Source organism: Roseibium sp., assembly GCF_965233565.1.
Lineage (GTDB): Bacteria > Pseudomonadota > Alphaproteobacteria > Rhizobiales > Stappiaceae > Roseibium.
The window spans coordinates 3,870,729-3,882,187 of record NZ_OZ247494.1 but is presented as its reverse complement, the minus strand read 5'-3'; the positions used below and the strand labels follow the sequence as shown (position 1 = coordinate 3,882,187).

Genomic DNA, 11,459 nt, shown 5'->3' with positions numbered 1-11,459 from the left:
CTAGAAATCCTCCGGCCCGCCGAAGACCTTTCGTATTGGACCTAAGTGGCTGAATTCATCTTTGATGAAGTCAACTTCGTCACGCTTTTCTTCGCCTAAATCTTTAAGATATCGGCAACAAAGGGTGAATAGGATGATTTCGAAAGCTTCCTTACACTTGTCATGATAGCGTTGATACACAGCGGTATTGAAGGAAATCGCGAGACCGTTATCTACCCAGGTTTCATAGTTGCCGTGGACGAACTCTGAAAGCTCGCGATACAGTGACTTCGCATTATCAGCAAACTGTTGGGTTTCTTTTGTCAGCTCCGGAAAGAATGCCTTAGCAACGCGAGGTGACAGAGCTCCCCTGTCCTCATCGATCAATTTGCTCCAGCTAATATCTCCGCGACCATCAAGCCATTCACTTAATTCTAGTCTATGTACTGAAAAATAACTAGCTCCCAGCCCCAGCTCTAGAGCAAGGCGTAAGGCTGAAAAAGCTTGTCGATATAGACCAAAGGAAGCGAACAACGTCGCACTCTCCAACTGCGCGGCAACGGTTTTTATTAGGTTCGTAATCGCATGATCTTCAAGCTGCTGGCCAAGCTCGAAGAGGCATGTTGCATAGTAGTGCGAATTGCCAGTGAGCTGCCCATTCGCAATTGTTTCATCGAACACGCTATTTAAGCGTCTCCGAAGCGTTTCCAGATGTTCCGTTGCATCCATTCAACTACCCTTGTGAACTCTTACCCTAAGGAGTGGGGTCTGAAGGCGACTAAGAAAATTTCTAATTTTGAGTCCATTCGCTTGGTTAGCTGATTTCAGCTTTGGGTTGAAGTGATTTTATACAAACACCTTTAGAAATCACTGAATTAAGGATCCAATGCCGCACTTGAAAGTTGTTTTTAGTGTTGAAAATACAAATGACTTTGACACTTCAGATATTCTGAGAACAACGAATAAGGCCAAGGGCTAGCTATTAATTTCTTGTGGTGTTTCATCGCTTCTGCAGCAAACTCCCACTCTCCACCACTCCTAACATCCCCCTCAATGAAAATCCCGGCTCGGAAACAGCCGCTTCGCCTGTTCCCGCGGATGCATCGCCCGTGTCTTCTGGGCGTCCGATTTCAGATGCACCGGGACGTCGTCGGTCTTGGGGCCCATCTCACCCAGCACGTTGTCGCTCGGATGGCCGAGGAGGGAGAGGTCGCGGGAGCGGTCTTCGATGTGGTCGGCGATGAGATGAACCACCATGCCCTCGCGCTCCAGCCGGCCGGTGACCTTCAGGAGCCGCCCGCCCAGGACGGCGGGGCGGAATTTTTCGTACATCTTCGGCCAGACGACCACGTTGGAGACGCCTGTCTCGTCTTCGAGCGTCAGGAAGATGACACCGGAGGCCGTGCCGGGACGCTGGCGGGTGATGACAAGGCCGCAGACGGAGACCCGGCGCGCCTCGCGCGGGGTCAGCGCGGCGAGCCGGTCATGCGGGGTCAGATGCGGGATATGCGGGCGTAACAGCTCCATCGGATGAGCGCGGAGCGTCAGCCGGGTCGAGAGATAATCCTCGACCACCTCCTGGCCGAGATGCATGGCCGGCAGATGCACCTCCGGCTCGAAGATCGCCTCGCCGTCGATCGGGTCGTTGAAGAGCGGCAGGGGTTTGGGGCTGCGGATGGTCTTGACCTGCCAGAGCGCAGCACGGCGATTGAGGCCCATGCCGGCAAAGGCATCGGCTTCGGCCAGCCGCTCCAGGGTGGCCGGCGGCACGCCGGTGCGGAGCCAGAGGGTTTCGGTGTCCGGATAACCATTGCCGCGCGCGGCGACGATCCAGGCGGCGTCTTCCTCGCGCAGGCCCTTGATCTGGCGGAAGCCGAGCCGCAGCGCCAGCGCGCCGTCGCTGCGCCGCTCCAGGATGTTGTCCCATTCGCTGGTGTTGACGCAGACCGGGCGGACCTCGACCTGGTGCTCGCGGGCATCGCGCACGATCTGCGCCGGGGCGTAAAAGCCCATCGGCTGGGCGTTCAAAAGCGCGCAGGCGAATTCGGCCGGGTAATGGCATTTGAGGTAAGCCGAGACATAGGCGAGCATGGCAAAGGCGGCAGCGTGGCTTTCGGGAAAGCCGTATTCGCCGAAGCCCTCGATCTGGCCGAAACAGTTCTGGGCAAACTCCAGCTCGTAACCGCGGCTCAGCATGCCGGAGATGAACTTCTCCTTCAGCTGACCGATCGTGCCCATGCGCCGGAAGGTCGCCATGGAGCGGCGGAGCTTGTCCGCCTCCGACGGGGTGAAACCGGCGGCGACGACCGCGATCTGCATGGCCTGTTCCTGGAACAGCGGCACGCCGAGCGTCTTGCCGAGCACCTCCTCAAGTTCCCTGGACGGGAAGGTCACCTTCTCCTTGCCCTGGCGGCGGTTGATATAGGGGTGCACCATGCCGCCCTGGATCGGGCCGGGGCGCACAATCGCGACCTCGATGACAAGGTCATAGAACTCGCGCGGGCGCATGCGCGGCAGGAAGTTCATCTGCGCCCGGCTTTCCACCTGGAAGACACCGATGGCATCGGCCACGCACAGCATGTCATAGGTCTTTTTATCCGCCTGGGGCACGGTGCCGAGCGTCAGCTGGTCGCCGTGATGCGTGTCGATCAGCTGAAAACACTTGCGGATGCAAGTGAGCATGCCGAGGCTGAGCATATCGACCTTCAGGATGCCAAGCGCGTCGATATCGTCCTTGTCCCATTCAATGACGGTGCGGTTTTCCATGGCGGCATTCTCGATCGGGCAAAGCGCGTCGAGCCGGCCTTGCGTGATCACGAAACCGCCGACATGCTGGCTCAGATGTCTTGGAAAGCCGATGATCTCCCGGATCAACTCGATGGTCTGCCGGACGCGCGGGTTGGTAAGATCGAGACCGATTTCCCGGACCCGCGTTTCCTCCGGCCCCTTGTTGGAGCTGCCCCAGATCTGGCCGGCGAGCGCCGCGGTGACATCCGCATTCAGCCCCATCACCTTGCCGACCTCGCGGATCGCGGCGCGAGTGCGGAAATGGATCACCGTGGCGCAGAGCCCGGCGCGGTGACGGCCGTATTTCTCGTAAACATACTGGATCACCTCCTCGCGCCGCTCATGCTCGAAATCGACATCAATGTCAGGCGGTTCGCCGCGATGCTCTGAGATGAAACGCTCGGAGACCATGGTGATGGTTTCCGGGCCGACATCCGTGATGCCGAGCGCATAACAGATGATCGAATTGGCTGCCGACCCGCGCCCCTGACACAGGATGTGGCGGCTTCTGGCAAAGCCGATAATGTCATGCACGGTCAGGAAATAGGCCGCGAATTTGAGCTTGGCGATCAGCGTCAGCTCCTTCGCCGCCAGCTTGAGCGCATGGTCCGGAACGCCCGCCGGATAGCGGTGTTCCAGCCCCTCATAGGTCAGCCGTTCCAGCCGGGCCTGCGGGTCCTCCCCGCCCATGATCTCGTCCGGATATTCATAAGACAGTTCGGAAAGATCGAAGCTGCAGCGGGTGGCGATTTCCAGCGTGCGGCGGAACGCGGCCGGGTGATGGCGGAAAAGGCGCGCCATGTCGTCCGGGGCTTTCAGCCGCCGCTCGCCATTGGGCAGCGCCCTGGTGCCGATCTCGTCGATGGTGCAGCCCTCGCGCAGGCAGGTCAGCACATCGGCCAGCCGGCGGCGGCCGGCATGATGCATCATGACATCACCGACAGCCACCATCGGCGCGGCGAGCGAATGCGCGGCCTGGGCACAGGTCCGGAACCAGGCCTGGTCGGTGCCGTCATAGCGGGGCGCCGCGCCCAGAAAGACATGGCCCGGCAGCTCCTGGCGCAGCCGGCGGATGTGATCGCAGGTGGTGGCGCAGAGGCCCGTCTGCGCGGACGCCCCCTGGGGCAGGGCGATCAGGATCAGGCCCTTTGTGGCGCTCAGGAGATCTTCCAGATTCAAGTGGCAGTCGCCCTTTTCCGCGCGGCGCTTGCCCAGCGTCAGCAGCTGGCTGAGCCGTTCGTAGGCGGCGCGGTCTGTGGGCAGTGCCACCCAGTCGACCGGGCTGTCCTGCAGCACCAGCCGCGCGCCGACAATCAGCCGCGGCAGTTTCAACGTCTCCGGCAGGGCCAGCGGCGGACTGGTGTTGGTCTCCTGGCGCGAGGATGAATCGATCTGCGAATGGGAGCGGATCTGCACGCCTTCTTCGGCCGCGGCGCGCTTGATCTCCTTCAGCGCCGAAAAGGCCCGCACCACCCCGGCCAGCGAATTGCGGTCGGTGATCGCAATCGCCTCAAGGCCAAGCGCGGCGGCCCGCGTCACCAGCTCTTCCGGGTGAGACGCGCCGGTGAGGAACGAGAAATTGGACGTGACCGCAAGCTCCGCATAACGGGCCGGTTCCAGGCGGAAACTGTCGGCGGAGGGCTCACGGCTCATGGACGGAGCTCCCGAGATCCTCCTCCGGCGTCATTCCGGGCGGATGTGTCCAAGGCTGTTTTCGGCCCATGGCGTGCCTGGGTCCCCGCTTTCGCGGGGATGACAGCCTGGGCACATCCCGAAGTGCCCCAGACCTCGCCACCTTTCCCCCCGGGGGGAAGAGGCGGAACAAGCGGTGGGGGCGAGACCATTGCGGGAGCTGAAAGCCGTGCTCCTTCCTTCCCGTGTCCTCCCGGCCAAGCGCCAGCGCAGAGCCGGGACCCACTCGCCTCGCCGCTTGTCGAAGCGAAGGTGATGTGCCCTGCCCCCAAGGCTCTGCAAGCGAGTAGGCCCCGGATCTCGCTTTGCTCGTCCGGGGTGACACGGAGGGGAGGAAAGGTCTTCCGTCTTCGGCGAGATCAGGTAGGTGCTGGAACACCCGCTCCTGAACCCGGCACAGCCCCGCCCCTTGCGCCCCTCTCCCCCCTGGAGGGGGAGATGTCCGGGAACCGGACAGAGGGGGGGACCGGCGGTGCCGAGATCCACGGAAGGGGCGGTCCCTGCCGAAAGGCCGCGCCCCTCTGTCAGAAGATGGTGACCTCTCCCCCTCAAGGGGGGAGAGAGGGCGTCTGCGGTGAAGCTCAAATCCATCAGGGAAACAAAAGCCAGACGCATCTTTCGGTGTCATCCCGGCCAAGCGCCAGCGCAGAGCCGGGACCCACTCGCCTCGCCGCTTGCCGAAGCGAAGGTGATGTGCCCTGGTCCCAAGGCTCTGCAAACGAGTAGGCCCCGGATCTCGCTTGGCTCGTCCGGGGTGACACGGAGGGGAGGAAAGGTCTTTCGTTCGCGGCAAGATCAGGTAGGTGCTGAGAAACGAACTCCCGAAACCGGCACAGCCCCGCCCCTTGCGCCCCTCTCCCCCCTTGCGGGGGAGATGTCCGGGAACCGGACAGAGGGGGGGACCGGCGGTGCAATGATCCACGGAAGGGACGGTTCCTGTCGAAAGGCCGCGCCCCCCTCTGTCAGAAGATGGTGACCTCTCCCCCTCAAGGGGGGAGAGAGGGCGTTTGCGGTGAAGCTCAAATCCATCAGGGACACAAGAGCCAGATACATCGTTCGGTGTCATCCCGGCCAAGCGCCAGCGCAGAGCCGGGACCCACTCGCCTGACCGCTGGCTGAAGCGAAGGTGATGTGCCCTGGTCCCAAGGCTCTGCAAGCGAGTGGGCCCCGGATCTCGCTTTGCTCGTCCGGGGTGACACGGAAAGAAACCGTGGCTGGAGAGACAGCGGCCAAAAACCATCAGCCGAACTCCCCTTGCACGAACCAGGCCGGCTCCTGGGGTGTGTGGAACAGCCACAGGCGCTGGCCCTCGCCGGTGCCGACGCGCCAATAGTCGCGCAGGCCCTTGGACCAGCTGTCATCCTGTTCCCACCAGGCCGGCGTGATCCGCTCCGGCCCCTCGGCCTCCAGGACGGTGCGCATGCGGCCGCGCCAGCGGAAGCGTCTGGGCGGTTCAAAGCCGGACCCCAGAATGGGTTCGGGCGCAAACAGGCGGATCGGCCGCGGACGGTGGGAGGGCCAGTCGGGCGCCGGGCGGCTATAGGCGGCGGGCACCAGCTTGAAACTGCGCTCGGGGATATGGCTGTCGACCGGCTGAAAACGCTGGATGTTTTCAAGGCCGACCCGGTTGCCGAGCTGGGTGATCAGATCATCAAGACTGTCTTTTGCCAGACCCTCGGAGCGGTCCAGCTGGCGCAGGCCGAGCGGCTCCACCTCCAGCGCTTCCAGGCGGATCATGTCGATGCCGAACCCCGCATCGACCGCGCTGACGCCGCGCTCGAACAGGGCCAGGAGGCGTTTGCCGTCGCGCATCGGCCGGGCGAGCTTCAGTTCCACCGACTGGTTTTCCTGATCGACCCGCCGGAAGGTCAGTTTCAGCCGCCGGGCGCCCTGCTGGGCCTCGTCGAGGCGCCGGCAAAGATGGACGGTAAGACGCCGGGCGGCGGCCATGACATCGTCCAGAAGCCCGATCGGATCGGGCAGGGTCATGCGCACGGCAAAGACCTTTTCCTCTCCCAGCGGCGAGATCTGTTCCGGCAGATTGCCGAGCGCCTGGTCGAGCCGTGCCAGCACCTCCCGGTCATAGCGCCGGGCCACGGTTGCCCGCGGCAGATTGTAGAGCTCGGACACCGTGGCAATGCCGAGCCGCTCCAGGCTGGTGCAGGTCTGGTCGGTCAGGCGCAGGGCCGGCAGCGGCAGGGGGCCGATCCGGGTGAGCGTCTCGCCCGGTGTGGCAATGCCTTCGGAAAAATGCGCCAGCGCCCAGGCCGTGCCGGGCGTGTCGGCCAGTCCCAGCCGGGCGGTGAGACCCGCCCGGGCAAGACGCGCGCGCATGTCGTCAAGCAGAGGTTCTTCGCCGCCCAGCAAATGCGCCGAGCCGGTGATGTCGAGGAAAAGCCCGTCATTGCCGTCCAGCCCGACCCATGGACAATAGCGGGTTGCCCAGCGGGCCAGGAGACGCAAAAAGCGCTGATCGGCAGCCGGATCGGCCGGACGGGTCAGCAATTCGGGGCAGAAACTGCGGGCATGCACCAGCGTCATGCCACGATTGAGGCCGAAGCTTTCGGCGCGTGCGCACAGGTCGTAAAGGCGTTCGGAATTGCGGTCGAACAGGCTTAAGGCAAACGGCGCGTCGACGGGCCGGGCACGTAAAACGCGCTCAGCCGCCAGCCTCGGAAACCACAATGACACGACGCGACGCTGCATCCCAACGCACAATCCATTCTGATAATGTTCCTATTTTGTTCTTTATAAGTGCCCAGCGCCAATGAGTCGAGTCATGGCTGTTTTGACGAGGGGCCGAAGCGTGCCCGGAGAGGGCCGGAACCCCGGCGCAGCGCCAGCGGGTTTCGGCCGCATTGCTGCCCGCGCCCTCCGGAATCAGGAGAATGGCGGTGGTGCCGCCGGCCTCGGCCGCCAGCTGCAGCCGCCGGCCTTCCGTCAGGCCGATCGCTCCGGAAACCTCGGCCACCACCAGCCCGGCAGCGCCGGAGCGCAGCGCCGTTTCCGCGCTGGCCAGAACGTTGAGCTGGCTGTCGGCCCGGGTGAGCAACAACCTGCCCGGATCGCAATAAGGTGCCAGCCCCTCCGGGTTGACGGTCGGCTTCCAGCTTTCGGAAATCCAGACAACCGCTCCCTTTGCTGAGCCAGCCGCAATCGCGGCAAAGGCCAGCGCACCATCACCGCAGATCTCATGGGCGCGGGCCTGTTTCAACGGGTAGACGGAGGAAAAGCTCAGGGACATGCAAGGATCGTTTTCTGCAATCGAATCCGGCTAAGACTAGCGGATAGAGAGCGCTTGCGGAACCGGGTCAGCTCTCGTTCCCCGCCCCTCCGTCATGTCATGCCGTTGCGCACCCCTCCCGCAAAGCCCTGTTTGCATGCAACGGCACGGCATGGATTGCCGGATCACGTCCGGCAATGACGACAAATGAGGTTGCCGCCTCTCCCGTCTCCAAACAGCCGTTGCCGCCGGACCTCCCGATTGCTATACGCCCCGGCACAACAGTCGGGAAAACACAATGACGCGCAGCCTTCTGGACGGGCGGACCCTCAAGACCATCGCCATTGTCGGCAACGGCCCGGTATCGGCAGTCGATGCACCGGAAATCGACAAGGCCGACATGGTGCTGCGCTTCAACAGTGCGCCCTCCCTCGGGGCTGCCGGACAGCGGGTCGACGTTCTGATGCTCAACCGGGCAAGGGTCTATATGTCCAAGCGGATCAATCCGCTGGCGCTGCACCGGTCACCGGAAGTCTGGGTCAACGACATCCAGGACAACGGCCAGGTCGACTGGCTGTTCGCACGGGAATGCAGACCGACCTATCTGGGCTTCGGTCCCAAGGACAAGGCCCGGCAGCATCTGAAAAAATTCGACCCCTTCGACACCAGCCAGCCAACATCCGGCGCCTCGATCATCGCCGAGTTTCTGGAGATCGCGCCGGACGTGAAAATCCATCTCTTCGGCTTTACCCACCAGGGCAAGCAGCACACCCATGACTGGAGTGCGGAAAAGGAGTGGGTTCAGCAGCTTGTCGAGGAGGGGCGTATCGTCCGGCACCTCACTCCCGGCCCGAAACCGGCCAGAAGCTTTGCTGGCAAACTGGAATACGGATTTCGCTGGCTGGAGAAGCGGACCAAACACTACCTCTACAACAAGATATTGCACTCCAGCGCGAGCACCAAGCAGCGGATCTTCGGCCAGGACGCCTGACACGGTCTTTTGCCGACCGGACAGACGCTCTGTTTTCTACCGCAACGTCAAGCGTTTGCAACGATCTTCGGAATCACCCGAAGGATCGCTGTCATCGCACGTTCATATGAACGACGTCCGCATTTCACATGAGCCGACTAAACTAATTTGCAAGAAACGACAAACCGGGACTATCGTAAGGGAAAGGACGCGTAAAATCGCGGCAAGCCTTGGTTTTTTGAGCCGCGGCCCCTTGCGAAAATGCAGGCGCTTTCATGACGCCCGGTCGCAGAATGCTGATTTTACTCCGTAGCCTCTTGCGGACGCGGCTTTGGCGTCTTTTAATGTTCATATGAGCGTCATATAACGTTCATATGAAAACAATACGAAACGCAGGCGTTATCGTTTCTGGTGCCGATGAAGCCATTTCGGCACCTTGAAAAACCAACTGCTGACCGGGGCAACAGCCCTTCTAGATGGGAGCAAATGAACATGGCTTATCGTAAGACAGTCGCCAGCTTTGTTGCTGCGGCCGCCCTCCTGGGCACCTCTTCCGCTTCTTATGCGGCAACCGACATTTCCTGGTGGCACGCCATGGGTGGCCGTCTGGGCGAAGTCGTCGTCGACATCGCCAACGGCTACAACGAATCCCAGGACGCTTGTCAGATCACTCCGGTCTTCAAGGGCACCTACGAAGAGACCCTGACCGCCGGTATCGCCGCTTTCCGCGCCGGTGAGCAGCCGAACATCCTGCAGGTCTTCGACGCCGGCGCCGCCACCATCATCGGTGCAAAGGGTGCTGTCATCCCGGCCCAGGACATCCTGGAAAACGCCGGCGCTGCCTTCGACATCGAAGACTATATCGACGGTGTCCGCTACTTCTACGCCGACAGCGACGGCAAGATGATCGGCATGCCGTTCAACTCTTCCACGCCGATCCTCTACACCAACGAAGACGCCCTGAAAAAGGCTGGTGTCGAAGCTCCGAAAACCTGGGAAGAGTTCCAGGAAATCGCTCCGAAGCTGAAAGAAGCCGGTTACGTGCCGCTCGCTCAGTCCCACCTGCCGTGGATCTTCACCGAGAACTTCAAGTCCCGTCATAACCTGCAGTTCGCAACCAACAACAACGGTTACGACGGCGCGAAAGACACCAAGCTGGTCTTCGGCGAGCCGATCAAGAACCACTTCACCGCCGTCAAGGGTTGGCTGGATGATGGCCTGTTCGGTTACTACGGCACCGGCTGGGGCGACAACCAGACCCCGTTCAACGAAGGCAAGGTTGCCATGTGGCTCGGTTCTTCGGGTTCCTTCGGCGGCATCTCCAAGACCGTCGAGTTCCCGTTCTCCGCAACCTACCTGCCTTACTGGGATGCTGTTGACGGCGCCGGCACCGGTACCTTCATCGGTGGTGCAGCTCTCTTCGCCATGTCCGGCAAGCCGGACGAGGAAAACAAGTGCGTTGCCTCCTTCTACGAGTACCTGACCTCACCGGAAGTCCAGTACATGTGGCACAAGGAAACCGGTTATGTGCCGATCACCAACGCTGCCTATGAGCTGGCCAAGAAAGACGGCTACTACAACGAAGCACCGGCTGCCGAAATCGGCATCAAGCAGCTGACCCTGCCGGGTGGCGAGTGGACCAAGGGCTACCGCATGGGCTTTTACGTCCAGATCCGCGACGTCATGAACCGCGAATACGGTAAGATCATGTCCGGTGAAACCTCCGTTGAAGACGCTTTTGCCACCATCGAAGCGGAAGGCAACAAGCTTCTGGAGCGCTTCGCAAAGACCACCGGCAACTAAGCTGGCTTTGACCTGACATGGGACGGGGGCGCCTGGCGCCCCTGTCCTCGCATAAGCAAAGCGGGTTGGCCGGATCTCTGGTGACCCGCTTTGCCCGTTCCCGGTGGTCGAGACACATCCCTATGAAAAAAGTCCAGTTCAAGTCCCCGTGGCTGCCCTATATGCTGCTTCTGCCGCAGCTCGCCATCGTGACGATCTTCTTCCTCTGGCCCGCGGCCGAGGCAGTTCAATCCTCCTTCTATCTTGAAGACCCGTTCGGTTTCGGTTCCACCTTCGTGGGGCTCGACAACTTCACCGACACGCTGACCTCGTCCGACTATGGACGTGTGGCGCGGTTCACGGCGGTCTTCACCTTCTTCGTGACCTTCCTGTCGCTCGGCATCGCCCTGCTTCTGGCGGTGAAGGCCGACAAGGTCCTGCGCGGTGCGTCGAGCTACAAGACCCTGCTGATGTGGGTCTATGCGGTCGCGCCTCCGGTCGCCGGCCTGATCGGCGTCCTGCTGTTCGACCAGCATGTCGGTCCGATGGTCGATTTCTTTGCGCTCTTCGGCTGGAAGATGCAGATCGGTGTCGACTATTTCGACACAAGCTTCGCCATGCTGACAACGGCGGTCTGGAAACAGGTGCCGGTCAACTTCATCTTCTTCCTGTCCGGTCTTCAGGGCATCTCCAAGTCGGTCCAGGAAGCGGCCAGCATCGATTGCCGGTCCGGCATGCGCCGCTTCTGGACGGTCACCTTCCCGCTGCTGGCGCCGACAGGCTTCTTCCTGCTGATCATCAACATCACCTACGCCTTCTTCGACACGTTCGGTATCGTCGACGTCATCGTGAAGAACGAGCCGGGCAACAACCCGGTGACCCTGGTCTACAAGGTCTATCTCGATGGTTTCCGCGGCAACGATCTCGGTGGTTCGTCCGCCCAGTCGGTGATCCTGATGGCGATGGTGTTCATCCTGACAATCATTCAGTTCCGCCTCATCGAGCGGCGCGTGCATTACACGTAAG

At 61.6% G+C, this 11,459-nt stretch carries 7 protein-coding genes; 3 read left to right on the top strand and 4 right to left on the bottom strand.

Annotation, left to right across the window (positions count from 1 at the left end):
* The 4 genes from ACO6TG_RS17855 to ACO6TG_RS17840 all read right to left on the bottom strand — a co-directional run bounded on the left by ACO6TG_RS17855 (position 1) and on the right by ACO6TG_RS17840 (position 7,702).
* Complete coding sequence (locus tag ACO6TG_RS17855) at positions 1-708, bottom strand: hypothetical protein (RefSeq protein ID WP_422374425.1); 708 nt, start codon at positions 706-708, stop codon at positions 1-3.
* 321 nt (positions 709-1,029) lie between these two features.
* Positions 1,030-4,419 (bottom strand): error-prone DNA polymerase, encoded by a 3,390-nt coding sequence (locus tag ACO6TG_RS17850; protein ID WP_422374424.1) that lies wholly within the window; start codon positions 4,417-4,419, stop codon positions 1,030-1,032.
* Between the two features lie 1,278 nt (positions 4,420-5,697).
* Positions 5,698-7,149, bottom strand: a complete 1,452-nt coding sequence (locus ACO6TG_RS17845; RefSeq protein ID WP_422374423.1) for a Y-family DNA polymerase — start codon at positions 7,147-7,149, stop codon at positions 5,698-5,700.
* The gene (locus tag ACO6TG_RS17840; protein ID WP_422374422.1) at positions 7,118-7,702 is read right to left on the bottom strand and encodes an ImuA family protein; all 585 of its coding nucleotides are present in this window, start codon (positions 7,700-7,702) and stop codon (positions 7,118-7,120) included. The genes ACO6TG_RS17845 and ACO6TG_RS17840 overlap by 32 nt, the downstream gene beginning before the upstream one ends.
* A 277-nt stretch (positions 7,703-7,979) precedes the next feature.
* Between ACO6TG_RS17840 and ACO6TG_RS17835 the strand changes: the two genes are divergently transcribed.
* From ACO6TG_RS17835 to ACO6TG_RS17825, 3 genes are all read left to right on the top strand, one after another.
* Positions 7,980-8,672: a hypothetical protein gene (locus tag ACO6TG_RS17835; RefSeq protein ID WP_422374421.1), complete on the top strand. Its 693-nt coding sequence runs from the start codon at positions 7,980-7,982 to the stop codon at positions 8,670-8,672.
* A 471-nt stretch (positions 8,673-9,143) separates the two neighbouring features.
* Positions 9,144-10,454: an extracellular solute-binding protein gene (locus ACO6TG_RS17830; RefSeq protein WP_422374420.1), complete on the top strand. Its 1,311-nt coding sequence runs from the start codon at positions 9,144-9,146 to the stop codon at positions 10,452-10,454.
* Between the two features lie 122 nt (positions 10,455-10,576).
* Positions 10,577-11,458, top strand: a complete 882-nt coding sequence (locus tag ACO6TG_RS17825) for an ABC transporter permease subunit (RefSeq protein WP_094073593.1) — start codon at positions 10,577-10,579, stop codon at positions 11,456-11,458.
* Position 11,459: the final 1 nt, after the last annotated feature.